The 25,765-nt window shown below is 38.0% G+C and carries 24 protein-coding genes and 1 riboswitch; of the genes, 7 read left to right on the forward strand and 17 right to left on the reverse strand.

Going from position 1 to position 25,765, the window contains the following annotated elements:
• Nucleotides 1-8 precede the first annotated feature (8 nt).
• Both lepB and MKX96_RS14715 read right to left on the reverse strand, forming a co-directional pair.
• The gene (gene lepB, locus MKX96_RS14710) at nt 9-557 is read right to left on the reverse strand and encodes a signal peptidase I (protein WP_340884645.1); all 549 of its coding nucleotides are present in this window, start codon (nt 555-557) and stop codon (nt 9-11) included.
• Nucleotides 550-1,191 (reverse strand): TVP38/TMEM64 family protein, encoded by a 642-nt coding sequence (locus MKX96_RS14715; RefSeq protein WP_340884648.1) that lies wholly within the window; start codon nt 1,189-1,191, stop codon nt 550-552. The genes lepB and MKX96_RS14715 overlap by 8 nt, the downstream gene beginning before the upstream one ends.
• Nucleotides 1,192-1,325: 134 nt before the next feature.
• Here MKX96_RS14715 and MKX96_RS14720 point away from each other — a divergent pair, with 134 nt between their 5' ends.
• The 6 genes from MKX96_RS14720 (at nt 1,326) to MKX96_RS14745 (ending at nt 6,642) form a co-directional block, all read left to right on the forward strand.
• Nucleotides 1,326-2,009: an AzlC family ABC transporter permease gene (locus tag MKX96_RS14720; protein WP_340886060.1), complete on the forward strand. Its 684-nt coding sequence runs from the start codon at nt 1,326-1,328 to the stop codon at nt 2,007-2,009.
• 1 nt (nt 2,010) lies between these two features.
• Complete coding sequence (locus MKX96_RS14725; protein ID WP_340884650.1) at nt 2,011-2,319, forward strand: AzlD domain-containing protein; 309 nt, start codon at nt 2,011-2,013, stop codon at nt 2,317-2,319.
• A 293-nt stretch (nt 2,320-2,612) separates the two neighbouring features.
• A riboswitch (SAM riboswitch) is annotated at nt 2,613-2,721 on the forward strand.
• 148 nt (nt 2,722-2,869) lie between these two features.
• A complete protein-coding gene (locus MKX96_RS14730; RefSeq protein ID WP_340884652.1) occupies nt 2,870-3,895 on the forward strand; it encodes a methionine ABC transporter ATP-binding protein in 1,026 nt (341 codons plus the stop codon).
• The gene (locus MKX96_RS14735; RefSeq protein WP_340884654.1) at nt 3,885-4,547 is read left to right on the forward strand and encodes a methionine ABC transporter permease; all 663 of its coding nucleotides are present in this window, start codon (nt 3,885-3,887) and stop codon (nt 4,545-4,547) included. Before MKX96_RS14730 ends, MKX96_RS14735 begins: the two co-directional genes overlap by 11 nt.
• Before the next feature lie 11 nt (nt 4,548-4,558).
• Nucleotides 4,559-5,422: a MetQ/NlpA family ABC transporter substrate-binding protein gene (locus MKX96_RS14740; RefSeq protein ID WP_340884657.1), complete on the forward strand. Its 864-nt coding sequence runs from the start codon at nt 4,559-4,561 to the stop codon at nt 5,420-5,422.
• A gap of 17 nt (nt 5,423-5,439) precedes the next feature.
• The gene (locus MKX96_RS14745; RefSeq protein ID WP_340884660.1) at nt 5,440-6,642 is read left to right on the forward strand and encodes a M20 family metallopeptidase; all 1,203 of its coding nucleotides are present in this window, start codon (nt 5,440-5,442) and stop codon (nt 6,640-6,642) included.
• 309 nt (nt 6,643-6,951) lie between these two features.
• On the opposite strand, the gene MKX96_RS14750 is transcribed toward MKX96_RS14745, so the two are convergent.
• The 15 genes from MKX96_RS14750 to MKX96_RS14820 form a co-directional block, all read right to left on the reverse strand.
• The gene (locus MKX96_RS14750; protein WP_169361045.1) at nt 6,952-7,203 is read right to left on the reverse strand and encodes a CsbA family protein; all 252 of its coding nucleotides are present in this window, start codon (nt 7,201-7,203) and stop codon (nt 6,952-6,954) included.
• Nucleotides 7,204-7,211: 8 nt separating this feature from the next.
• Nucleotides 7,212-8,381: a PDZ domain-containing protein gene (locus MKX96_RS14755; protein WP_340884664.1), complete on the reverse strand. Its 1,170-nt coding sequence runs from the start codon at nt 8,379-8,381 to the stop codon at nt 7,212-7,214.
• A gap of 82 nt (nt 8,382-8,463) precedes the next feature.
• Nucleotides 8,464-9,885 (reverse strand): S41 family peptidase, encoded by a 1,422-nt coding sequence (locus MKX96_RS14760; protein WP_340884666.1) that lies wholly within the window; start codon nt 9,883-9,885, stop codon nt 8,464-8,466.
• Nucleotides 9,886-9,957: 72 nt separating this feature from the next.
• Entirely contained in the window at nt 9,958-10,536 is a 579-nt protein-coding gene (locus MKX96_RS14765; RefSeq protein WP_340884669.1) for a redoxin domain-containing protein, read from the reverse strand.
• Nucleotides 10,537-10,722: 186 nt separating this feature from the next.
• Complete coding sequence (locus MKX96_RS14770; RefSeq protein ID WP_340884672.1) at nt 10,723-12,030, reverse strand: murein hydrolase activator EnvC family protein; 1,308 nt, start codon at nt 12,028-12,030, stop codon at nt 10,723-10,725.
• 28 nt (nt 12,031-12,058) lie between these two features.
• Complete coding sequence (ftsX, locus tag MKX96_RS14775) at nt 12,059-12,946, reverse strand: permease-like cell division protein FtsX (protein ID WP_340884675.1); 888 nt, start codon at nt 12,944-12,946, stop codon at nt 12,059-12,061.
• Nucleotides 12,936-13,622 (reverse strand): cell division ATP-binding protein FtsE, encoded by a 687-nt coding sequence (gene ftsE / locus MKX96_RS14780; RefSeq protein ID WP_340884677.1) that lies wholly within the window; start codon nt 13,620-13,622, stop codon nt 12,936-12,938. Before ftsE ends, ftsX begins: the two co-directional genes overlap by 11 nt.
• A gap of 1,545 nt (nt 13,623-15,167) precedes the next feature.
• Nucleotides 15,168-15,518, reverse strand: coding sequence for a cytochrome c551 (gene cccB / locus MKX96_RS14785; RefSeq protein WP_340884679.1), 351 nt, complete (start codon nt 15,516-15,518; stop codon nt 15,168-15,170).
• A gap of 48 nt (nt 15,519-15,566) precedes the next feature.
• A complete protein-coding gene (locus MKX96_RS14790; protein ID WP_251552822.1) occupies nt 15,567-16,394 on the reverse strand; it encodes a YitT family protein in 828 nt (275 codons plus the stop codon).
• A gap of 208 nt (nt 16,395-16,602) precedes the next feature.
• Nucleotides 16,603-18,072: a methyl-accepting chemotaxis protein gene (locus tag MKX96_RS14795; RefSeq protein ID WP_340884681.1), complete on the reverse strand. Its 1,470-nt coding sequence runs from the start codon at nt 18,070-18,072 to the stop codon at nt 16,603-16,605.
• Nucleotides 18,073-18,150: 78 nt separating this feature from the next.
• A protein-coding gene (prfB, locus tag MKX96_RS14800) for a peptide chain release factor 2 (RefSeq protein WP_340886063.1) occupies nt 18,151-19,252 on the reverse strand; the annotation gives its coding sequence in 2 pieces (ribosomal slippage) (nt 18,151-19,179 and nt 19,181-19,252; 1,101 coding nt in all).
• 28 nt (nt 19,253-19,280) lie between these two features.
• On the reverse strand, nt 19,281-21,791 hold the full coding sequence (gene secA / locus MKX96_RS14805; protein WP_340886066.1) for a preprotein translocase subunit SecA: 2,511 nt from the start codon (nt 21,789-21,791) through the stop codon (nt 19,281-19,283).
• Between the two features lie 572 nt (nt 21,792-22,363).
• Nucleotides 22,364-22,921: a ribosome hibernation-promoting factor, HPF/YfiA family gene (hpf, locus tag MKX96_RS14810; protein WP_340884683.1), complete on the reverse strand. Its 558-nt coding sequence runs from the start codon at nt 22,919-22,921 to the stop codon at nt 22,364-22,366.
• Between the two features lie 81 nt (nt 22,922-23,002).
• Complete coding sequence (locus MKX96_RS14815; protein WP_340884685.1) at nt 23,003-23,413, reverse strand: PilZ domain-containing protein; 411 nt, start codon at nt 23,411-23,413, stop codon at nt 23,003-23,005.
• Nucleotides 23,414-23,800: 387 nt separating this feature from the next.
• Nucleotides 23,801-24,295, reverse strand: a complete 495-nt coding sequence (locus MKX96_RS14820) for a C40 family peptidase (RefSeq protein ID WP_169358843.1) — start codon at nt 24,293-24,295, stop codon at nt 23,801-23,803.
• Nucleotides 24,296-24,782: 487 nt separating this feature from the next.
• On the opposite strand from MKX96_RS14820, the gene MKX96_RS14825 reads away from it, so the two are divergent.
• Nucleotides 24,783-25,574 (forward strand): SDR family oxidoreductase, encoded by a 792-nt coding sequence (locus tag MKX96_RS14825; protein ID WP_340884688.1) that lies wholly within the window; start codon nt 24,783-24,785, stop codon nt 25,572-25,574.
• The last annotated feature ends 191 nt before the right edge of the window (nt 25,575-25,765 follow it).

Below are 25,765 nucleotides of genomic sequence, written 5' to 3' on the forward strand. Positions count from 1 at the left end.
GAGGGAAATTATTCGGACGTAAAATTGAAGGTGGCATCTGCCAATGGAAGGTATTTGAATTTAACCTCTCCAATAACTTCATCTTTATCTATAAAATGAAAATACCGACTGTCTAGACTGGCAATTCGATTATCTCCAAGTACAAAAAGCTTGCCTTTCGGTACCGTATTACTGCCAGTTAATTCAAGTAAATTAAAGTCTTCGGTAAAATGTTCATCTGGATTTTTATAAGCAAGATTACTTTCTAGAAATGGCTCCTTTATCTGTTTTTCGTTCACAAATAGCTCATCATTTTCATACCGGATTGTGTCTCCCGGCAACCCAATGACACGCTTTACAAAGTCTTCCTCTCCATTGTTAAAAATGATGACGTCCATACGGTTGATTGGAGAGATTTTACTAATTAATACCCTATCCTTATCCGCAAGGGTTGGCATCATCGACTTACCACTAACTTCATAATTTGTTACAAGAAACATTCTAACTACGACTACAATAGCTATAGCGATAGTTATGGCAATGACCCATTCCATTGTCTCCTGCTTAAATTTACTCAAATGTCTCTCCTCTTTTTCTCTTTCTTTTTATATTGACCCCACTTATGTCTTCTTCTACTCTCTTTTCAATTCTTTTTTCCACACGCTTTCCAATAAACCATAAGATAGCAATAATTAGGATAACAATTGCAGTTCGAACCGGTTGTGTAACAAGCGCTTTAAGATCTGAGCCGATAAAGCTAACGACAAAAATCATAATGAGCTTTCCTGAGGCTACAGTCCATAAATACGTATGTTTTTTTATATTCGATAACCCTGCTACGATATTAACCAGAGCAGATGGAGTAAAAGGGAAACAGATCAATAGGAATAGTGGTCCAAAACCATTCCTCTCTACCCATAATATTAATTTTTGTATTCTTTCATGCCTAGTTATAAAACCTAAAACTCTGGCCCGTCCATATTTACGAATAACTAAAAATACAGTATAAGCTCCAACAAAGGAACCAACCCATGATAATAAAAATCCAAACAATAAACCATAAGCAGCTACATTAGCAACGATAAAAACCACTAATGGTAAAAATGGCAGAAAGGCTTCCAGAAAGGGCAGAAAAATGCCGATAATCGGGCCAAGTGTCCGATATTCTTTTGTTAAATCAGTAAGTGTCTCAAACGATAACCAATCTGGCATGTCTCTCTCCTCCGCCTATGTATATTTATACTTTCCCCTTTTATTGTATACATAAAACTATATTCTTATAGTATAATTTTTTCATTATGTAAAAAGGATGTGAATATTTTGTGAATAGATCTTTCGCTAGCGGGATGCGGGATGGACTAAGTATCGCTATTGGTTATTTTCCCGTAGCTCTCACCTTTGGCCTATTAGCAAAAACCTCAGGATTGTCTCTTCTGGAGGCAACCGCCATGAGCATATTTGTCTACGCTGGAGCAGCCCAATATATGTCCTTAACGCTTATTACAAAAGGGGTAGACCCTATATTAATTGTATTAAATACTTTTGTAGTAAATATCCGTCACTTTCTTATGACGGCATCACTCAATGAAAAGATGCAAAGCGAGAAACGATGGATAAAAGGAATTTATGCATTTGGGATAACGGACGAAGCCTTTTCGGTTCTTGCTACTAAAAAAGGCGAGAAAATTTCCACCCCGTTTGCATTTGGTGTCGTGATTATTGCCTATAGTAGCTGGGTTGTCTTCACTGCAATTGGTCATGCGATTGGTGCAAACCTCCCTGCTTTTTTAAAAGCAGCGATGGCTATAGCTTTATATGCCATGTTCATAGGATTACTAGTCCCGTCTATGAAGGATAACCGAAAAGTAGTCATGCTAGCCCTCATTTCTGCTGTGATTAATGCTTTTTTTTACTGGACTAGCTTACTTTCTACTGGATGGGCTATATTAGTCGCAACACTTGCTTCTTCTATTCTAGTTGAAATCATCTATGCAAGAAAACAAAAAAGCTTGCCAAAAGGAGTGTTATAAATTGGGTAGTTGGTATTGGTGGATGCTTTTTGGTATGGCAGTTGTTACTTACATTCCTCGAGCATTTCCTTTAACATTTTTAGAAGGCAAGGAACTGCCACCTGTTATTTCAGGTATATTACGTAATATCCCTTTTGCTGTTTTAGGGGCATTAATATTTCCAGCAGTTTTATACATACAAGAAGGCGATATTTTATTTGGTTTTATAGGTGCAATCATTGCTTTTACTCTCGCCTTTTTATTTCAAAATGTGATGGTAGTAGTCCTTGGAACAGTTGGTTTTTTAGCAGTTTATAGCCTCTTTATATAAAGGGGTTAATTTCTTCAAAAAATTCATTTTATTAAACATGCATTTTACGAATTATGATAGAGTGGCAGCGACGTCTGATAGCTTATCGTTCACCGACGAATGCCTCCTCGTAGAGTACAAAACTTTATATTTTTAATAATTCTCTCTTAATTGTCCGTGACTTTAATAAATTTGTAATTTAAATATTGCATATTATAGTTCAAATTACCCTAATTTTGAAAACCTCTTGACTGTTATGTTTTTATTGTTTAAAGTTTAAAACAATTCTTACAACAATTAAATAGCACATCACTTTCTTATCTAGAGAAACCGAGGGATCAGGCCCTATGACGTTTCGGCAACAGGTTCAAATCTTTGAATACTGTGCCAACTCCTGCAAGCGCAATGCTTGAAAGATGAGAAAAGTTGGCTTTTTCGTAAATTCTGGAGAGCTTTCTTTTTCTTATCATTTTTAGATAAGAACAAGGAAGCTCTCTTTTTCTCGTGATAGAAAGGTAGATGACTATCTTTTGTCTGTAACGAACCAATGATGTATGAGGAGGTAATTTGAATGATCGAGTTTAAAAATGTTTCCAAGACCTTTCGTCTTGGCAAGCGGGAGGTGCATGCAGTAAAAGATGTTTCTCTAAAAATAAAAGAAGGTGAGATATTTGGCATCATAGGATTTAGTGGTGCGGGAAAGAGTACGCTGCTCCGACTAGTTAATATGCTGGAACGTCCTTCTGCAGGCTCTGTATTTATTCAGAATATCGATGTTAAATCATTGACTTCCAAACAGTTACGAGCAAGACGAAGAAATATTGGAATGATTTTTCAAAACTTTAACTTGTTCCACTCTCGAACAGTTGGCGGAAATATAGCTTACCCTCTAAAGCTAGCGGGCTTGAGTAAAAATGAAATTACAAAAAGGGTGAATGAACTTCTTAGCTTTGTCGGGCTTTCTGATAAAGAGAAAGATTATCCAAGCCAGTTGTCTGGTGGACAAAAACAGCGCGTTGGCATTGCTCGAGCTCTTGCAACATCACCTGATATTCTCATTTGCGATGAAGCAACTTCTGCATTGGATCCCGAAACTACTGCAGAAATTCTTCGCTTACTTAAAAAGGTGAATAAGGAATTTGGAATTACCATTTTGTTAATCACACATGAAATGCACGTCATTCAGTCCATTTGCGATCGAGTAGCTGTAATGGAAAATGGAGAGGTTATTGAATCAGGAGACGTATTCGATGTATTTACTGATCCACAGCATCTTACCTCTCAGCGCTTTATACGATCTGTACAACAGGATCTACCTTCTCCACAAATTTTAGAGGATTGGCGTTCTCGAGGAGGCAACGGCTTTTATCGAGTAATCTTCAAGGGCGACGTAACAAATAAAGCCATTTTATCTCAAATAACTCAGAAGCATCGCATTCATTTCAATATTGTTTATGGTTCTATACGAGAGTTACAGGAAAGGCTTTTTGGAGATTTAATCGTGTCTTTTGAAGGCGACACGGTGGCAATACAAAGTGCCATTAATGAGCTAGAGACAATCGTTGACATTCAGGAGGTGGCAAAGCATGAAAGTTGATTGGAGTACTTTCTGGCCAAGGATTGTAGAAGCTACTGGGGAAACCATTATTATGGTTATTGCCACTTTAGTATTTGGTTCTATTTTAGGAATAACGATTGGTCTTCTATTATTCGTAACACGAGAAAGAAACATTTTAGAAAACAAAATTGTTTTTCAAGTGTTGAACATATTAATCAATATTATTCGACCAATCCCCTTTATCATCTTTTTAGTGGCCATCTCTCAGCTCACTAGATTTGTAATGGGAACAACTATTGGAACTGCAGCCGCCATTTTCCCAATGACCATTGTCGCCAGCTTTTCTATAGCTCGAGTTGTGGAAAATAACTTAGTTAGCATTGATCCCGGGGTGATAGAAGCAGCGCAAGCGATGGGTGCAAGTCCATTACGAATTATATTTACCGTTTTAATACCTGAAGCTCTAGGACCTCTTATTCTCGGCTTAACCTTTATAACTGTTAGCTTAATAGACTTTTCTGCTGTGGCAGGAACAGTCGGTGGAGGCGGACTAGGCCATATAGCAATGACCTATGGATATCAGCGTTTCGATGGAAGTGTCATGCTCGTAACCGTCGTTATACTCATCGTATTAGTTCAGCTTGCCCAGTGGTTAGGTAATGCATTATCAAAAAAATTCATCAGACGATAAGGAGAATAGATATGAAAAAAATTAGTTTATTAGTAATTGCTCTTTTGGCAGCAATAGTCTTAGCAGCTTGTAACGACTCTTCAGCTGCTTCAGACAAAGATACAGTTAAAGTGAAAATTGGTGTGAATGGCTCAGATGGTGCCCAGTGGCCAATATTAAAGGAGAAAGCAGCAAATGAAGGTATTGAAATCGAGTTAATAGAGTTTGCAGACTACACTTTACCCAATAATGCCTTAGCACAGGGAGATATCGATTTAAATGCCTTCCAACATATTTCCTTCCTATCCCAATACGTAAAGGAAAGTGGAAATGACCTTGTTCCAATTGGTTCAACCATGTTTGCTCCTCTTGGCGTTTATTCGGAAAAAATTAAAGACATTAGTGAAATCAAAAAAGGCGATAAAATTGCTATTCCAGATGACCCATCTAACCAGGCTCGTGCACTTCGTTTGTTAGAGTCTGCTGATTTAATCACCCTTTCAGATAGCTTCGGGCTTTTTGGAGATCCAAGCGGCATTGTCGAAAACCCATTGAACTTAGATATTATTCCGATGGTTGCCCAACAAACACCACGAGTGTTGCCGGACGTTACTGCTTCTATCATCAATAACGGCGTTGCTGGTCAGGCTGGCTTCTCACCTGGTGAGGACCCTATATATAAAGAAGAAGGAAAGGATGAATCCATCTATCCTTATGTCAACACAATAGTAGCCCGTGGAGAAGATAAAAATAACGAAACATACACACGTATTGTCGAATTATATCAAGAAGAAGATATCCAAAAAGTTATCACCGAGGATACAAAAGGCGGATCCGCTTTAGTTATTTTAACGCAAGAACAACTAGATAAAACATTTGAAGATCTAATCAAATAAAAATAGGAGGAATACAGATGAGTATTGTAAAAGAACCAAAGGAATTATTGTTAAAGTCAATTGAGGAAAACAAAGAATTATACGTGCAGGTCAGTCAGGAAATCCATAATAATCCTGAAATCGGCAACCAGGAGTTCTTCGCTAGTGCAAAACATGTAAAGCTACTACGTGACGCCGGCTTCGAGGTAACTACTTCCGTTGCAGGCCATGAAACATCCTTCTACGCTATAAAAAAGGGAGCAAAAGAAGGGCCAACCGTAGCTTACCTTGCAGAGTATGATGCCCTTCCAGGACTAGGTCACGCATGCGGGCATAATATTATCGGAACAACGAGCGTTGCAGCTGGAATTGCCTTAGCAGAGGCCCTCCCTCTTACAGGAGGAAACGTAGTCGTTCTTGGGACTCCCGCTGAGGAAGGTGGACCAAATGGAAGTGCAAAAGGAAGTTTTGTAAAACACGGTTTCCTTAAGGATGTTGATGTTGCACTAATGATTCACCCTTCTGGTAAGACTTCTTTAACTGGTGAAACACTGGCTGTGGATCCATTAGATTTTCATTTTCATGGGAAAGCAGCACATGCATCTGGATCTCCAGAGAAAGGAATAAACGCTTTAGACGCTGTCATTCTTTTATTCAATGGCATTAATGCCCTTCGTCAGCAGCTTCCAAGCAATGTACGTATCCACGGAATCATCACCCACGGTGGAGATGCTCCAAACATTATTCCTGACTACGCTTCTGCTCGCTTCTATATCCGAGCAGAAAGCTGGAAGAAAACAGAGGAAGTAGCAGAAAAAGTCCATGCTATTGCAAATGGCGCAGCACTTGCAACAGGAGCCTCCGTACGAATTGAGCGATTCCAAAACGAGGTTCAGGACTTTGTATTAAATTCTAAATTAGATGAAATTCTTCATGAAGAGCTTGAGGCAGTAGGAGAGTTTGTCCATACAGAAAAACGAAAAGGCAAAGGATCAACAGACGCTGGCAACATCAGCTATGCTGTCCCTACTGCCCATCCACATATTAAAATTGGTCCAGATGATTTAGTAGGTCACACCATCGAGTTCCGTGAAGCTGCCAAATCCCAGCTTGGCGACGAAGCACTAATTAAGGGAGCTAAGGCTCTAGCCAATACCGGCTATCGCATCCTAACTGATGCTGAACTGCTTCACAACGTACGAAAGGAATATGAAGAAGCGCTAGCTAAGAAGCAAGATTGAGATGAATACCTGATTCGCTGAATGATAGCCTATGGTTAAATGGTGAAGTTTTGGCATTTGGGTAGAAGTGTTGCAGTAGCCGCTGAAAGTATTGTACATGGGCAAAGTGTTGCGGGAATGACTTCAAGTGTTGCGCATTTTACCCGAAGTGTTGCGCTAAATGGGAAAGTGTTGCACTTACGGCTTGAAGTGTTGCACCAATCCAAGTATCTCACTTTACCAATTGACTTCCTCTTGCCCCCCCCTGTTTGAGGAAGTCTACTAAACTATTAATTTCCATCAGTCGATAGGTAAAAAAAAATCCGCCCTTTATGGGGCGGATTTTTTGTCGCGCGCTTTCATATAGCTAGCATACCAAAATCCAAATGTCAGAGATGCAGCATCTAATATATAAATCCACCAACGATGAGTATAGCCTGCATACACAGATGCTGCGAAGAGAGCGACTGTTAGTAGCAAGGCCACATATCGATTAAAGGTAATTCGAGTAAATAGCACAACTAACAAAGCAGGTGCAACAATCGCAAGTATCACTTGTGTTGGTATAGATAAAGTTTCCATTGTTTCTCCTACCTTACTAAGATTAATCCTAGTCTGTAATGGTCATGTCTAAACAAAACATGCTGTCTCAATCGAAGCTCTCCATTATGATCCAATACTTCTAATCTACAATGGGCTGCATTGATTTGAACAGCTTCATAAAGCTCTTGCTCATCTGTTACTTTTTGTCCGTTTACTTTAACTATACATTCTCCAATTTTTAAGCCCATCTTTTCTGCTGGAGAGTCGGAAAGCACACCAGCAATCATTACCCCATTTGATTGCGGAGACACAGCAAAGGAGCCATTACGCTCTCTTCTATACTCAACAAAGGATATTACTAGTCTTCCTATTACTCCCAACGCCAAAGCTATTAGACTGATAAGTGGTTCTATATAGCCTACCGCTGCTACAACTGTCACGATTATTCCTAATTGCCACACCTTTTTTCCGTACATAGGGAAAAAATTCTCTGCCAGCGAATGTCTGCTTTTTTGTTGAAAGCCTATTACAAAAGGGAACAATATTAAAGAAAATGTAGACTCTCCTAAAGTAAACTGTGGCCAAAACGGTAGATATGTATGTATAACATCTCCAGGTATGACTAATAGAATCGGTAACAACCAAAGTCGTTTAGTAACATATTCCATTGCCTCGCTGCCTCTTGCCGTTTTAACCAATCTAGGCGAAGCATTTGTCGCTCCATGCTTTTGGATAATATAACCCTCTGCTATCAGCAATAAACCTGCTAAAATAGCAATTGGAACAATGACTTGTCCATCTATATCTTGTCCAACAATCTCCCATGAAAATATTTCATAAGACCAATCATAGAAAAACATGATATAAAAAGTAGCTACCGCTAAGGCAATTGCATAAATTGCAGAACCGGCCTGATACATAAAGAGTAGAACAAATAAAATCATCCATACACTATAAACCATTAACCAACTGGACGGTATAACCAATCCAACCGCCACACTAATTACAGATATAATAATTGCCCATACATAACCATCTAGCAAAAAATGCTTGGCCTCTGTCCAACCCCAAAGTATTCTCGCTCGAAATTGTTTTCTCTCTCTCTTCACCCGAAAGTATCCGATTAATACAGAAAAAAGAAGTGTTATATAAACAGCTGGATGAAGGAAGAAACGTCCAATCCCTTTTGCCAATTCTATTAATATTTCTTGTACCATACGAATCCTCCTCGCTTACAACATAGTCTTCCTATTATTGTAACAAACGAGGAGAACTTCCGTATAGGTTTATTGTCTCAAGTTACTTATTTAAGGTGTGAATTATATAACTTACACCCATTTGAAGCTGCTGATCATTCTCTTTGCGCGCCTTATACTCATTAATTGTGTTCGTTAAATCCTGAAAGAACGTCTCATCTAGCTTCGAATTAATTTCTAGTTTATTTTGCTCTCTATATTTATCTATGGCTTCAACAGTAGCTTCATCAAAATAACCGTCCTTGCGTGATATGTTGTAGCCTAATCCACTAAGAATTTGTTGTACGTACTTAATTTCATCTCCATAATCTCCTTGGTGGAACTCACCATGATAATATTTAATATCTGTATTGAATAACTCATCCTGCTCTACCTTCAAATCTGCCTCTATCCCCTTATGATGAATCCATTGTTGCTTTGGAGTTAACCACTTATGGGTAGAGATTTTTAACTTTCCGCCATTAGACAAAGGATGGGTTTCTTGAACAGTACCTTTACCAAAGCTTGTTTCTCCTACGATCATGGCACGATTATTATCTTTTAATGCTCCGGCCAAAACTTCACTTGCAGATGCGCTACCTCCATTTTGCAATAAAACAACTGGTAGCTTGTTCAGATAAGGGGTATCCTTATTTACCGTATTCAACGTTTCTAAAACACCTTTAGCATCTTGCATGTAAGCAAATGTACTTCCATTTTGTAGAAGGGTTCCTATAATAGAAGAAACGCTAAATAAATAACCTCCAGGATTACCTCGGACATCCACAACTAGTCCGTTTATTCCTCGCTCGACTAACGCTTTTGTTTGTTTTTCCCACTCTTCTGCCGTTTTCTCTCCGAAAATTGTGATAGTAACAATACCGATAGATTTTCCATCAACCTCTAGTACTTCACTGGAAACAGTATGCAACGCGATTGTCTCTCGTTTCATATGTAACTCTACATGACGATTTTCGCTTGGACGATATATCGTCATTTTAAGACTACTGCCTTTGTCACCACTTAATAATCGAACTAATTCAGCCATAGATTTCCCATCTACTCGTTCACTGTTCACCCGCACGATTTCATCCTGAGGCTTCAAACCTGCTTTGTAAGCTGGAGAGTCTTTAATGGGAGCCACAACAATAAACTTACCGCCAGAATTCATAATTTCTACACCAATACCAACCCGTTCCTCAGCTAAAGAAGATTCTTGCGTCTCCGCTTCCTCTTTCGTTAAATACGAAGAATGTGGATCTTCTAAAGCTTCAGCCATGCCTCTAATTGCACCCTCTACTAATAACTTTTCATTCTTCGAGAAAACTGCCTCTTTTTTTATTAACTGATACGCTTCATCAATCACTTGACTACTACTAACGTTACTTTTCTCGGACTCTGACGATTTTCCAGACATCCATAAATACCCTAATACCAACACAATGGCTAAAATGAATCCAAATAAAATAATCCGATTTTTGCGCAAGTTCAACCTCCTAGTTTTCCACTAATATATGTGAGGAAAACGAAGTTTAATACTTGCCCAAAAATCAGATTCTTATTTTAGTTTATCGACATAATCTATCATCATTTGCTCATCCATAGGACCTACTATTATATTTTGAATGATACCACTCGTATCAATCATGTAGGTTGTTGGAATAGAGATGATCTTATAAGCATTTCCCACTTGCCCTTCTTCATCCATAGGTATTGGAAATGTTAGACCATAATCTTCTATAAAGGAAGACACCTCGTCTAATCCGTTATCCTTGTTAGTGAGGTTTACTGCTAAGATTTCTACATTATCTTCTTCGGTCATATCTTCATAATAATTTTGCATATGTGGCATTTCTGCTTTACAAGGTGGACACCACGATGTCCAAAAATTTAATACTACTTTTTTCCCTTTATAATCAGATAACGAAACTTCTTTACCATCCAATGTGGTTAAAGTGAAGTCTGGCGCACTATCTCCTTTACCAGTCCCTTTGTTTGCTGGGTTTTCAGCCATATCTGTTCCCATTTGCTCACCTTCAAAAGGATCTTCCTTTTCATCAATATTATTTTTTACAAATGATATAGTAGCAATCGCTATTAAGAAACCTATAACTAGTAATCCAATTATTTTTTTCACACTTAACCTCCACTTTACTTATAAAATATTATTATTTTAATTATATGCATAAATCCTAATAGATACTATTCGATAGCTTATGTTTTTTCCAAATGTGTACAAAAAAAGACTTCTATTAAATTCTCTCATTCTAAAAAAATAGGCATCCAATTATATAATAATTGAATGCCTCATTTTGCTGTTATTTTATAGAGAAATGTATCTCAATGGATTCACTGAGTTACCAGCCATACCTTCCCAATATCCTAAATGGATTTCAAAGTGAAGATGTGGTCCAGTGGAATTACCTGTAGTTCCGATTGCTCCGATACGTTGACCTTTAGAGACAACTTGTCCAACTCCTACACCTATACTGCTTAAATGAGCATATAATGAAGTGAAAGTTTGACCATCAATAGAATGAGTCACCATAATTACATTACCGTATGTGCTTAAAGGTGATGCATACGATACGACTCCATCAGCAGCCGATAATACTGGTGTCCCAGTACTGTTGGCAATATCTATACCATAATGCATTTTTCCTTTACCGTAAATCGGATGCATTCTGTATCCATAACCAGAGGTAAAGCTTCCTGATGCAGGTTTAGTCCAGTTACCAGCTGAAACGGCAGGAATTGCAGTTGAAGATCCGCTAGCAGCTTGCTGACGTTGACGTTCTGCAGCCGCTTTTTTCTTTTTCTCTTCTGCTGCTTTTCTAGCTATTTCTGCTTGACGCTTTTGCTCTGCAACAATTTTATCTTGAATCGCTTTATCTAGGTTTAAAACTTCTTCATATTCTGTTTCCATTTGTTCTTTGTCTTCCAGAAGTTTAGCTTGTTCAACTTCTAGTTGATCTACTAATGTGCTCTTAGAAGATTTTTGGCCATCTAAATTAGCTTTTAAGGAAAGAAGCTGATCTTTACTTGCTTCTTGCTCTTGACGTTTCTTCTCTAGGCTTGCAGTTTGCTCTTCAAGTTCTTTTTTATCTTCTGACTGTTCTTTTAGAATTTTACGGTCAGCTTCCATCAATGTATTTACTGCTGAAAAACGGTCAATAAAATCTACGAAGCTATTAGCTCCAAGTAATACGTCTAAATAATTGACTGATCCGCCACTAACTTGAACAGCTCGTATTCTTTCTTTTAGCAATTCATCGCGAGCTGCAATTTTCTGTTCCAACTCAGCGATAGAAGCTTTTAATGCTTCGATTTCACTTGTAGTCTTTTCAATCTCACTTAAAACCGCTGAAATACTTTTTTCAGTTGCCATGATTTCATTATCCAACTTTTTGATTTGAGCCATTATTTGATCAATTTTAGACTCATTAGTATCAATTTTTGTTTCAGTTTCTTTAATATTCGATTGAATAGAACTTTTCTTTTCTTGAATGTTCTGTTGTTCTTTTTTAAGGTCGTTCAATGAATTGGCAAGAGCGCTTGGTGTGTTAAATAGTAGCGCTCCGGATGCAGCTATTGCGACAATACGCAACACCCATTTGGATTGTCTTCTCAAATCTTATTGCTCCTTTCAAGATACCTTCTTATACTCGTAAAAATTTTCTAACTGACATGAAACTACCCCAAATACCGATTAAAACTCCCATTAATAGAATTAATGCGTTTAATTGATAAATAAATGGGGAAAACTCTAGTAAATTAAATAAATTTCCTAGCTCTAATTTCGGCTGTAATGCATTATAAAGATTATAGTAAAGCACCGTAACTAACGTGATTGGTACAATCGCTCCTAAAATACCAAGCCACATTCCTTCTAATATGAATGGGATACGGATAAACCAGTTTGTAGCTCCAACTAGTTTCATAATCTCTATATCTCTTCTTCTAGCAACAATCGTTATTCGAATTGTATTCGAGATTAAGAACATAGCTGTAAATAATAGAGCAAGGATTAACACTACGCCCACGTTTCTACCCATGTTTAACACGGAAAATAATCGTTCTATTTTTCCTTCTCCATAACTAACCTCAAATGTGTTACCCAACTTATCGATTTCCTTCGCAATCGCTTCAGTTTCTTGAGGATCTACAGCTTTTGCATAAAAAGCATTATGTAAAGGGTTTTCTTGCTCATATAATTCCAGGTCTTCCCCAAAATCCATAACAAGTTTCTTTAATTCTTCTCCCTTAGTTGCGTATACTAGCTCTGCAACTCCCGGCATATTTTTAATTTCTTCTTGTAGCTTAGCAATGTCTTCTTCACTTGCTGTTAACTCTACGTAGATTTTGATTTCCACGTCTTTTTCTAGGTCGTCTGCTACTTTATTTAAATTCATCATAATCATGACGAACACGCCTACCAGTAATAATGTAACGGTAACAGCACTGACGGATGCAAATGTCATCCAACCATTTCTGCTGATACTTTTTAAGCTATCTCTAAAGTGTCGTCCTGCTGTTCTAGCCTTCATATCCGTAATCTCCTCCGTACTCGTCTCGAGTGATTAAGCCACCCTCAACTACAATAACACGGTGTCGAATTGTATTTACAATTTCTCTATTATGAGTTGCCATAACAATTGTAGTTCCTCGGGAATTAATCTCTTCAAATGTGTTCATAATTTCCCATGAAGTTTCGGGGTCTAAATTTCCGGTCGGCTCATCTGCAATTACTAGTTTAGGAGTATTAACAATGGAGCGCGCTATGGAAACACGTTGTTGTTCTCCACCTGATAGCTCAGTCGGGAACATTCTTGCCTTATTTTTTAGTCCTACTAGCTCCAATACGTCCATTACTTTTTTACGGATCACCTTAGGGGATTCCTCTATTACTTCTAAAGCAAAAGCAACGTTTTCATACACGTTTAGTCGAGGAAGTAGTTTGAAGTCTTGAAAGACAACGCCAATTTGTCTTCTCAAGTAAGGTACATTTTTGTTTTTTAAGGTTGCTAAATTCATACCATTGACTATGATCGTACCTGACGTTGGGCGCTCTTCTCGATACATCATTTTGATAAATGTCGATTTTCCTGCTCCACTTGGTCCAACTACGTACACAAATTCGCCCTGCTTAATATTTACGTCGATCCCGTTAGCTGCAACAATACCATTAGGATATTTTTTATAGACGTTAGTCATTTCTATCATTTTATACCACCTAATTACTTTCTTTTATTAAATACAACAATGCTTATTATAACACTTGATGTCTTTCTTAATGTTACAAATAGATTTCATTTTGTAGGTAAATTTAGTCAGAAAAACTAAAATATTAGCGATTTTTCAGTTTTTTTAGTGTTTTTTACTCAGTTACAAAAGGACTATACCCTTTATTTCTACACATTCTTTCATAATTCCTGCTATATTTTCTTGCCAGAGAAAATATTTACAACTACAGGTTTATTTCTCCAATATAGTTAACATTCTGTGAAAATCGACAAATAAAGCTATGAAGCTTGGATAGTTTCTTGGAGCTAATTTTGGGTGTGGTGTGGTGTGGTGTGGTGTGGTGTGAGGGGTTTTGTAATATTTATGGTATTTTTTGGGCGGTATTGAGTGGATATTGAAGTTTTATGGGATGATGATAGGTGCGTGTTGCTGGGATTTAGGCGACACTTTGCTCTCTTTATGTACGTTTTACTAGGGTTTAGGTTACACCTTTTCTATATTTAGGTGTGTTTGGCGGGGTTAGGTGCGGATTACAGAGTTTTAGGTGACACTTTGCTCTCTTTATGTGCGTTTCGCTGAGTTTTGGTTACACCTCTAGAAACTAATTAGAGTAATTCAACCTTATGGGTGGATACCTCGCATTTATAGGACACTTCGACATATTTTATGGGCGCTTTCCTCTTACTTATGGGTCATTTCTCTCAACTCTATGGGCACTTTTCAACCTTACGGGCGGATAACTCGCATGTATAGGACACTTCGACATATTTTATGGGCGCTTTCCTCTTACTTATGGGTCACTTCCCTCAACTCTATGGGCACTTTTCATCTTTACGGGCGGATAATTCGCATTTATGGGACATATCCTCTTACTTTATGGGCGCTTTCCTCTTACTTATAGGTCACTTCCCTCAACTCTATGGGCACTTTTCATCTTTACGGGCGGATACCTGAGATTTATGGGACACATCCACCTACTTAATGGGCGCTTTCCTCTTACTTATGGGTCATTTCTCTCAACTCTATGGGCACTTTTCAACCTTACGGGCGGATAACTCGCATGTATAGGACACTTCGACATATTTTATGGGCGCTTTCCTCTTACTTATGGGTCATTTCTCTCAACTCTATGGGCACTTTTCATCTTTACGGGCGGATACCCCGCATGTATGGGACACTTCGACATATTTTATGAGAGCTTTCCTCTTACTTATGGGTCATTTCCCTCAACTCTATGGGCACTTTTCAACCTTACGGGCGGATAACTCGCATTTATGGGACATATCCACTTACTTTATGGGCGCTTTCCTCTTACTTATGGGTCATTTCCCTCAATTCTATGGGCACTTTTCAACTTTACGGGCGGATACCTGAGATTTACGGGACAACTTCACTTACTTTATGGGCGCTCTCATCTAATTTATGGGGCACGTCCTCTAATTTTTGGGACACCATCCCCTACACTATAGACACATTCCCACAAAAAAACAGCTACCAATAAAAGTAGCTGCTTGTCCTACTATCTTATTTCTTCTCCGCTAACCATGCAGCAACTGCTTCTGCATCTGCGCCTTCAATAATTTTACCTGGCATTGCGCCTCGACCATTTAAAATAACATCTAAGATCTCATCTTCTGATAAGCGAGAACCTACATCAGCAAGTGCTGGGAAATTACCTTGTCCTTCTAAATTTCCGCCATGACAGCTAATACATTTAGAATTTACAATTTTTTCAGCATCTACAGACGCGGTTTCAGTTGAATCAGTTGCACCAGTGTCAGTTGTGCCAGTATCTTTTGCTTCGTCGTCTCCACCGCCACAAGCAGCAAGCATAAGACCTGCTCCAAAGATAACAGCTAATAATTTTTTATTCATTTAATGAACCTCCCTCAACATTATGAATGCACTCATATTATACCAAATTTAGTACCTTTTGAAACCTTCTCCTAATACCTCATAGGCATCAGAAACTATTACAAATGCAGTGGGGTCAATGGTTTGAACCACTTGTTTCATCTTTGTGAACTCAGTCTGATACGCCACCACCATAAGGATAGATTTCTCTTCATTGGTATATCCACCATATGCAGGTAGTTTAGTTACCCCTCGATCAATCTCCTTATAGATAGCATCTCTAATTTCGTCCTGTTTATTCGTAATGATATAAATCATTTTTGATTGGCTAAATCCTAGCTGCACAATATCGATTGTTTTAGTAGTTACAAATAAACCTATTAATGCGTATAAAGCTTGTTCAATATCAAATACTACGGCAGCGCTCAACACTATTAGGCCATCGATTAGCAAGACACTTCTCCCTAAAGAAAAGCCAGTATATTTGGTTATGATTTGAGCTGCTAAGTCTGTTCCGCCTGTAGATGCGCCGCCTCTAAAAACGATTCCTAAACCTAGGCCAACCGTAATACCACCGAATAATGCACCTAACAAAGGATTATACGTCCATGGTTCCCAGCTTGCAGTTAGCAAAACTACTGCAGGTAAAACTAAGGTTCCTACAAAAGATTTAATCCCAAATTTTGCACCAAGAAATATTAAGCCTGCGATAAACAAAGGAATGTTAAAAGCATATTGAACAAGCCCAGGCTCCCAGCCAAAAACTCCTTTTAAGATAGTACTTATCCCACTTACTCCACCTGAAGCAACCTGATTTGGCAACAGAAAGACGTTAAAGCCAAGTGCTATAATGGCAGCACCAATGATGACATATAAATAATCTCTAACATTCGCCATCCAAGGAGAAATTTCTTTATGAACTCTATTATTTGTCGTAGTAGTCATTACTATTCCTCTTTCATGTAAATTCTTTTATTCAACCTGAAATAGTATAACAACAGAAAAGATTTTTGTGAACTTTAGCAAGATGGTGTATTAACAGGCTACTTGCACAAAATAAAAAAGCGTATCTAAAATAAATTAGATACACTTTAATTACCAACAATTATTTACTAATAGATTGTGCTTCCTTATAGGTTTCGTCGATATAGTCCGAAATCGCAAGCTGATCCTCTGTGATATTGACTAAAGTTGCATTGATTTCCTCGACAGTAGCCGTGCTTTCTTCAATGATTGCAGCAAACTCTGTTGTACTTACATTGATGGATTCGCTGTTTTCAGCAATTGTTTCAATCTCTTTTAAATAGCTTGTTAATGATAACTGAAGCGTCTTCATCGTTTCAAACAGACCTTTGAAGGACTCATTGGATTGTTCCGCTGTTTCGGCTTGTGAGTGCGTTTGTGCTAACCCTAATTTCAGCTTTTGAAGAGCAGCCTCGTTAAATTTATTGACATTGTTAAGATTATCATCTATTTTCTCTACAGTTTGATTAGTTACCCCTGCAAGTTTTCGAATCTCTTCAGCTACTACAGAAAATCCTTTGCCATGCTCTCCGGCTCTGGCAGCTTCGATAGAGGCATTCAATGCTAATAAATTTGTTTGCTCTGTAATTTGTCGAATATCTTTAGCAAATTGATTTGTTTCATTAATTTTTTCGAACAAGTTTTGAAATGTTTCATTTAACTCTTCAAAAAAGATTGTAAATTGGGTAATATCTTTTGTCATTTCTGCCATCACTTTTGATCCATCTGAAGCATCTTGCCCAGCAGATTCTGCCTTTTGAACGATTAACTCTAAGTTGTTTGCCATTTCTTTTACTGAGCTGCTAGTTGCTTCCGTATTTCGTACTATATCAGACACATGATCTGCCTGACGTTGAGCACCGACACTCACTTCTCCTACTGCATATAGCATCTCCTGCTGTGCAATGTTAGCGGATTGTGTGCTTGTGCGAATCTGTTCTAAATTGTTTGAAATTACATGAACTGCGTTTTCCAACTTTTCGTTCAAGATACTGTCTTCCTGAGCTTTAATAGCTGCATCCTCTGTTAGTTCTTGCATTCTATTAAATACAGATTTACTTTGAATAACCTGTAAATAGACACCTAATGCCATTATAAATTGAATATAAAATACGTTCACTGTTTGTCCATCAAATACATTAGGTTCATCATTTATAACATTTACAAATAAGGCAAAAGCGGAAAGAATATATCCATAAATAAAAATAAATTTGTCATTATGGATACTACTTAATACCAGAACGAAAAATGCCAAAATAATGGTTCCTAGACTGACTGTATTAAAATATGCAGTACTGCTAGCAGTAATCGCACCAAATAATATAATTATGTAAGGAAATATCTTAGCAATTTCAATTGACTTTGACTTTCTAGCAAGGAAATAAAAAATTATGGATATAGCAAATGGTATACCTATAGAAAAGATAATTGCTGATTCGGCCTTTATGAGAATTTGAACTAAGAGTCCTAATCCTACTGCGAGGGCATAAGCCAAATAAAGGATTGTATTTTTTCTTAGCAAATCCTTTTTTTTCAATTCATGCATGTTCATATTCTTTTCCCCAATCCCCATATAAAATAGTAAAAATCCCATACTATTTTATTATAGCATGGGATTTTTTACCGTCTATTAATTTATTTTGGAACGTAAGTAGGCATGAATAAATGGGTCAATCTCCCCATCAACGACTGCATGGACATTTCCACTTTCCTCATTGGTACGGTGATCCTTAACCATGGAGTATGGGTGGAATACATAGGAACGAATCTGACTTCCCCATCCAATTTCTTTTTGTTCTCCACGAATTTCAGCAAGCTGAGCTTCCTGTTCTTCGATTTTTAATTGGTACAGCTTTGATTTTAAAAGCTTCATTGCGTGCTCACGGTTTTTAATCTGTGAACGCTCTGATTGGCATGTTACAACCGAGTTAGTTGGTAAGTGAGTGATACGGACAGCGGAGTCCGTTGTATTGATATGCTGACCACCTGCACCTGTTGCACGATACGTATCAATTTTCAAATCTTCTGTGCGGATTTCAATTTCAATCTCATCCGTAAATTCAGGCATTACCTCACACGACACGAAGGACGTATGGCGACGACCAGATGAATCGAACGGTGAAATACGTACTAGACGATGTACACCCTTTTCTGCTTTTAAGTAACCATAGGCATTGTGACCTTTGATCAGTAACGTAACCGATTTAATACCTGCTTCGTCTCCTGGCAAGTAATCGATTGTTTCTACTTTAAAGCCACGTTTGTCTGCCCAACGCTGATACATACGTAAAAGAATTGAACCCCAATCTTGGGATTCAGTTCCACCAGCACCTGGATGTAATTCTAAAATAGCATTGTGCTTGTCGTATTCCTCACTTAAAAGAAGTTGAAGCTCAAACTCTCCCAGTGCAGCTGTAAACTCTTTCAGCTCACTGCCAAGCTCCTCTTGCAATTCTTCATCAGGAACTTCTTTCAATAACTCTAACGTCATTTCTAAGTTTTCTTGTGTAGACATAAGGTCGTTGTATTGCTCCACTATGCCTTTTAAAGCGTTTAACTCATTGATGACCTTTTGAGCTCCTTGGGAATCATCCCAAAAGTCAGGGAAAGTCATTAATTCCTCTAGCTCTTGTATACGAACCTCTTTGTTTTCTAAGTCAAAGAGACCCCCTAAAGTCATTTAACTTGCCCGCCGTACGGTCTAATTCATTTCTTACAACTGAAATTTCTATCATTTTTTATTTCCTCCGAATATCTCTATTATCTAACTGCTCCGTGGCAATTTTTAAACTTTTCTCCACTACCACATGGGCATGGTTCGTTACGTCCCACTGTTGCTTGCTTGCGAGCAGGTTTTTTCTTTACAGGACCGCCTTCTTCTTTTGGATTTACAGCTTGCCCTTTTGCTACCTCTTCACGCTCTAAGTTGTTACGAATTTCTGCTTTCATCGCATATTTAGCAACATCTTCTTGGACTGACTCAACCATTGCCTCGAACATTGCAAAGCCTTCACTTTGATATTCGCGAAGCGGATCTGTTTGACCATATGCACGTAAGTGAATCCCTTGGCGAAGCTGATCCATTGCATCAATATGATCGATCCATTTCGAGTCAATTGAACGAAGCAGTACAACTTTTTCAAATTCGCGCATACGTTCAGCTGTCATTTCTTCTTCTTTTGCATCATAGAAGGAGATAACTTCTTCTTTAATCTTCTCAATAACTTCTTCTTGAGAAAGATTTTCTAAAGTTTCTTGCGTAATAACACCCTCTGGAAGCATATTCGCTTGAATATAATCCTCTATCGCTTTGTAATTCCACTCTGCTTTGTTTTCTGCATTAGTGTGCGTAGTTACAAGACGCTCAATAACAGCGAAAATCATGGTTTCCACTAAGTCACGCATGTTTTCTGTTTCCAGAACTTCATTACGCTCTTTGTAGATGATTTCACGTTGCTGACGTAATACATCATCATATTGCAGCAATCGCTTACGAGAGTCAAAGTTGTTACCCTCTACTCGTTTTTGAGCAGATTCTACCGCGCGTGACACCATCTTAGATTGGATTGGCTGTGAATCATCCATACCCATCTTAGACATCATATTACGCATATTATCTGAACCAAATCGACGCATTAATTCATCTTCCATAGAAAGATAGAATTGTGTTACCCCTGGATCTCCTTGACGCCCTGAACGACCACGTAGCTGATTATCAATACGTCTAGATTCATGACGCTCTGTACCAATGACAGCTAAACCGCCAACTTCTAGTACTCCATCTCCAAGTTTGATATCTGTACCACGTCCAGCCATGTTAGTGGCAATCGTTACAGAACCAAGATGTCCAGCTGTTGCAATTATTTCTGCCTCATGCTCATGGTTTTTTGCATTTAATACATTATGCTTAATGCCATGCTTTGTTAACAGCTTGGAAATGATTTCAGAAGTTTCAATGGCAACAGTACCAATCAGTACTGGCTGCCCTTTTTTATTTCGTTCAGCAATATCTGCAGCAACCGCTTCAAATTTCCCATTCATAGATGCATAGATTAAATCGGCACGATCATCTCTAGCAATTGGCTTATTCGTTGGTATCGCTATAACATTCATATTATAAATGTTACGGAATTCCTCTTCCTCTGTTTTAGCTGTACCAGTCATCCCTGACAGCTTGTCATACATACGGAAAAAGTTTTGGAACGTAATTGTAGCCATCGTCATAGATTCATTTTGAACCTCTAACCCTTCTTTTGCTTCAATAGCTTGATGCAAGCCATCACTATAGCGACGACCTTTCATCAAACGTCCAGTGAAGGAGTCAACAATTACTACGTCCCCATCTTGCACCACATAATCTACATCTAGATGCATAGAAACATGCGCCTTTAAGGATTGATTAATCGCATGGTTTAAGCGAACATGGGTTAAATCAAACAAGTTATCTATACGGAACGCCTTTTCAACTTTTTCCACACCTACATCAGTCAAAGTAACACCTTTTGTTGATTCTTCGTACGTGTAATCTTCTTCCTTCGTTAACGTACGAACAAAAGCATTGGCTTGCATATATAAAGCTGCAGCTTTGTTAGCCTGTCCTGAGATAATTAAAGGAGTTCTTGCTTCATCGATCAAGATTGAATCGACCTCATCAATTACAGCATAATGAAGCGGACGTTGTACTTTTTCTTCTTTATAAAGCACCATATTGTCACGAAGATAATCGAAGCCAAGCTCATTATTGGTTGAATAAGTTACATCAGCAGCGTAAGCTTCACGTTTTTCATCTTTAGAAAGAGAATTTAAATTCAATCCTACCGTTAAACCTAAGAAATTATATAATTTACCCATCTCTTCCGCATCACGACTAGAAAGATATTCATTGACAGTTACTACGTGTACGCCTTGTCCACTTAACGCATTTAAATAAACAGACATCGTGGAGGTAAGTGTTTTACCTTCCCCGGTTTTCATCTCTGCTATATTGCCCTCATTTAATGCAGCAGCACCCATAATTTGTACTCGGAAAGGATACAGACCAAGTACTCGTCTAGCCCCTTCTCGCGCAACAGCAAATGCTTCTGGTAGAAGCTGGTCTAATTTCTCTCCACCGACAAGTCTTTCACGGAATTCAACTGTTTTTGCACTTAATGCTTCGTCAGAAAGAGCTTCCATCTCTCCTGCTAATGCTTCTACTTTATCTGCGATTTTTTCTAATCGTTTTAACTCGCGTTTATTTAAATCGAATACTTTATTCAGAACGTTAAGCATAGTATATTCACTTCCCATTTAGTCTTACTCTCCATTTTACCATTCGTTACAAAGTCACGCAAATGAGTAACACAAGAAAAGCGCAACCGCCTATCTCTGCCCCGACAGGCAAATGGGGAAATGCGAGGAGGCAGCTCCTCAGCCACCGGAGCTTTTATCCATTTGACCCCGAGGGGCAAGGCGGTGGAGCTAGACATCAAGAAAAGCGCAACCGCCTATCTCTGCCCCGACAGGCAAATGGGAAAAGCGAGGAGGCAGCTCCTCAGCCACCGGAGCTTTTATCCATTTGACCCCGAGGGGCAAGGCGGTGGAGCTAGACATCAAGAAAAGCGCAACCGCCTATCTCTGCCCCGACAGGCAAATGGGGAAATGCGAGGAGGCAGCTCCTCAGCCACCGGAGCTTTTATCCATTTGACCCCGAGGGGCAAGGCGGTGGAGCTAGACATCAATTTATCCACAGGTACACTTCCTAACCAATAACAAAAACTCTTCTCTAAGTAAGAGAAGAGTTTTGTCACTTTTTGTCGTTAGAAAGTATTTTTTACGATGATACAACTAGCTTTCGTGTTGTATTAGTTTGTTTCGATTAAACCGTATTTCCCATCTCTACGTTTATACACAATATGAGTACCCATTGAGTCTGCATCAGTAAAGATGAAGAAGTTGTGACCAAGCATGTTCATTTGTAAAACTGCTTCTTCTTGGTCCATTGGTTTTAAATCAAATTGTTTAGTACGGACGATATTGTATTCGTCCTCTTCTGTATTTGAAACTGGTGCATCTGGCGGATCGATTGCAGCGAAGTAAGCTCCAACCCCTTCACGCTCACGGCTTTTACGATTTACTTTTGTTTTATATTTACGAATTTGACGTTCTAATTTATCTACGATTAAATCAATAGCGGCATACATATCAGTATGACGTTCTTCCGCTCTTAAAGTTAAATTCTTCATCGGGATTGTCACTTCGACCTTAGTTTGTTTGTCATTGTATACCTTTAAGTTGACATTTGCAGTCGCTTGGATTTCCTCGTTAAAGTATCGACCAACTTTTTCGATCTTGCCCTCAACGTAATCACGAATTGCAGGAGTCACCTCAAGGTTTTCTCCACGAATGTTAAAGTTTAGCATGTAAACTCCTCCTTTAATTTAACTCTATATAATATTTCTACAATCCCTATTTAATATCCTTCTTTTTAAGAAATAAAATAATTATTTTTTGTCGAATCTTGTCACATCTTTGGGTTTGTTTTCCACTTCTTTTCGCCGGCGAGCTTTCAGTTCATTAACAATTCTTTGCTCCGTGTCCTGATCCCCAACTAATCGTACTCCGTATTCGAAGAAACCATGCACACTCTTCTTGCACCAAACAAGCTCACCTATCATATCCAGCGGGGTCTCATCAATAATAAAACTTATCTCAATTCGCTTTATTAGCTCGATAGCAATGGATAGCTCTGTGACTATTCGCAAGCCATTCGGGCTTATATCTACGATTTGACAGTTCCCCTTATTAGAGAATTCAGCAGGTTGGTCACCTCCCGAGTCTTTTATTAGACGAAAAGTTGCTTCAGTAGGTTCACCAAATGTGTAACGAAAATATTCATTTCTTTTATATTGCATACTATGTCCTCCCACAAGAACCAATAATAACCTTCTATTTTTCTTCATTATGCCTAATAAAGAATTTATTTACAAGAAATTATTCGACTGCTAGAGGTATATGAAAATAATGTTGCTATTACTTTTATACCCTAATTATGTATTTTAAACACTTTGATATTCCATACTATAATTCCGCTTATATTGGAGTTATAAGTGGTAATCATAAGTCAGAGAACCTTTAAAGGGTGTGTTGTTGCCATAGTCGTTTAAAAAATCATAAGGCTTAGAAAAGGAAAACCGCTGAATATTAAATGCAAACCATCCTATTGTGATTAAAACTATTATTATATGAAGCTATAAAAAAATACCTTATCGACTAATCCGATAAGGTACCTTGTTATATGTTTATTTATTTGCAGTCATCGTTACATCTGCTACTCGTTTAGCTCCAACAAAACGTTTGCCCCAATAATAAGGATCGCTTAGCTTATCTACCTTTACACCTTTTGAGCTTGAAGAGTGAATAAATTTCCCGTCTCCAATATAGATGCCAACATGCGATACGCCTTTACCAGATGTATTAAAGAAAACTAGATCCCCTGATGAAAGATCGTCCTTTTCTACTTTTGATCCTTTTGCATACATACCTGCGGATGATCTTGGAAGATTAACTCCTAAATCATCAAATACGTAACCTACAAACCCTGAACAATCAAATCCAGCAGTAGTAGTTCCGCCTCCGCGATATTTAATGCCTATTAAGTTTTTAGCAGTGGATACTAATTCAGATGAATCTATTGAGCTAGAAGCTTCAGTATTAGCTGCATATGGAATTGTGACTAAAAGCATAGATAAAATAATTATACCAATGACTTTTTGCGATATAGACTTCAAGTTCATGTAGTTCCTCCGACGTCATAAATTTTCTGAAAACTTAACTATATTCATCTTATCACTCTTTAAACCTTTTTTATTTTACAGTTATGTAACATTTTCATTACAAAAGACGTCTAATGTAATCAAAGAAATTTCTTGTTAAATTTGGGACAACCCTTGATACATAAGGTTTTCAATAAAAAACCATCGACAATTGTCGATGGTTTCTTCGCTAAATATAGATGTAAAATCTGTGAAATCTTCTCTTAATCTGTTTTTAGGACAAAACGAATAATTTTATTCATCTCTGCATACTAAAAAAATAGGTAGTTATAAAGTAGGAGGAATAAAATATTTAACAAATTAAAACAGCGTATAAATCTCTCTTTGGAGGCTGCTGTTTAAACAAATAATGACGATCATATCGAAGGATAATCATTTACACTGACAAATCTGAATATTAAATGTAAGATATACTTATAAATAAGAAAAGAAAGGGTTGAGCGCTTCAATGGACTTAGGCCTCCAAAATAAACGTGTTATAGTGACGGCATCAAGTAAGGGCTTAGGAAAAGCAACCGCTTTACAGTTTGCACAAGAAGGAGCAAAGGTGCTTATCTCTAGTCGCAATGAAGAAGAATTAAAGGTAACCATGGAGGACATTAAACAACATAGTTCCAATCCAAATATCTTCTACACCGTTTGTGACGTTACGAAGGAAGAGGATATTGCTCAATTATTTAAAGAAGCAGAAACTAAGCTTGGTGGAGTAGACATTTTAGTCAATAATGCTGGTGGCCCATCTCCAGGAGGATTCGGACAAGTAACCGACCAAGACTGGATGGATGCATTTGAAAAAAATCTCCTTAGCTATATACGTACCATTCGACAAGCTATTCCATTCATGCAAGCACAAAAATTCGGTAGAATAGTAAACATTTCGTCGTCTTCTACTAAAGAAGTATTAGATGGTCTAATTTTGTCGAATACCTTCCGATTGGGTATGGTTGGTTTGTCTAAAAGTATTGCAAGAGAATATGGCAAGGATAATATTTTGATTAATACCGTTGGACCAGGGCGCATTCAAACAGATCGCGTAACAGAGCTAGATGAAATTGCAGCAAAGAAGCGTGAGATAACCGTAGAAGAGGTTCGAGAAGGGTTTAAACAAATCATTCCGATGGGCAGATATGGAGAGCCTGCTGAATTTGCAAAAGTCATCACGTTTTTATGCTCTGAGGCAAATACTTATATGACAGGCCAAAGCCTAGTAATTGATGGTGGAATGCTGAAGGCATTATAAAATGAGGAAGAAGACTGGAGTTTGTTCCAGTCTTTTTTTATTGCATTTGGAACATAAGAAAAAATGCCTCCATCTAAGAATGGGAGGCATTTCCTTTGTTTTAGACTATGTTAAAGTTATGGGTTGATTTTTAGATTTATTTTAAAAAGGGACTCTAAAGATTACGAATGGGATAATTCAAATGACTATTC

Source organism: Psychrobacillus sp. FSL W7-1493, from assembly GCF_038004905.1.
Lineage (GTDB): Bacteria > Bacillota > Bacilli > Bacillales_A > Planococcaceae > Psychrobacillus.

Coding starts and splice junctions, on each gene's coding strand:
- MKX96_RS14715 (WP_340884648.1), bottom strand. CDS start 1,191: ATGCCAGATTGGTTATCGTTTGAGACACTTACTGATTTAACAAAAGAA.
- MKX96_RS14720 (WP_340886060.1), top strand. CDS start 1,326: ATGCGGGATGGACTAAGTATCGCTATTGGTTATTTTCCCGTAGCTCTC.
- MKX96_RS14730 (WP_340884652.1), top strand. CDS start 2,870: ATGATCGAGTTTAAAAATGTTTCCAAGACCTTTCGTCTTGGCAAGCGG.
- MKX96_RS14735 (WP_340884654.1), top strand. CDS start 3,885: ATGAAAGTTGATTGGAGTACTTTCTGGCCAAGGATTGTAGAAGCTACT.
- MKX96_RS14740 (WP_340884657.1), top strand. CDS start 4,559: ATGAAAAAAATTAGTTTATTAGTAATTGCTCTTTTGGCAGCAATAGTC.
- MKX96_RS14745 (WP_340884660.1), top strand. CDS start 5,440: ATGAGTATTGTAAAAGAACCAAAGGAATTATTGTTAAAGTCAATTGAG.
- MKX96_RS14750 (WP_169361045.1), bottom strand. CDS start 7,203: ATGGAAACTTTATCTATACCAACACAAGTGATACTTGCGATTGTTGCA.
- MKX96_RS14755 (WP_340884664.1), bottom strand. CDS start 8,381: ATGGTACAAGAAATATTAATAGAATTGGCAAAAGGGATTGGACGTTTC.
- ftsX (WP_340884675.1), bottom strand. CDS start 12,946: ATGAAGGCTAGAACAGCAGGACGACACTTTAGAGATAGCTTAAAAAGT.
- ftsE (WP_340884677.1), bottom strand. CDS start 13,622: ATGATAGAAATGACTAACGTCTATAAAAAATATCCTAATGGTATTGTT.
- cccB (WP_340884679.1), bottom strand. CDS start 15,518: ATGAATAAAAAATTATTAGCTGTTATCTTTGGAGCAGGTCTTATGCTT.
- MKX96_RS14790 (WP_251552822.1), bottom strand. CDS start 16,394: ATGGCGAATGTTAGAGATTATTTATATGTCATCATTGGTGCTGCCATT.
- MKX96_RS14795 (WP_340884681.1), bottom strand. CDS start 18,072: ATGAACATGCATGAATTGAAAAAAAAGGATTTGCTAAGAAAAAATACA.
- secA (WP_340886066.1), bottom strand. CDS start 21,791: ATGCTTAACGTTCTGAATAAAGTATTCGATTTAAATAAACGCGAGTTA.
- hpf (WP_340884683.1), bottom strand. CDS start 22,921: ATGCTAAACTTTAACATTCGTGGAGAAAACCTTGAGGTGACTCCTGCA.
- MKX96_RS14815 (WP_340884685.1), bottom strand. CDS start 23,413: ATGCAATATAAAAGAAATGAATATTTTCGTTACACATTTGGTGAACCT.
- MKX96_RS14820 (WP_169358843.1), bottom strand. CDS start 24,295: ATGAACTTGAAGTCTATATCGCAAAAAGTCATTGGTATAATTATTTTA.
- MKX96_RS14825 (WP_340884688.1), top strand. CDS start 24,783: ATGGACTTAGGCCTCCAAAATAAACGTGTTATAGTGACGGCATCAAGT.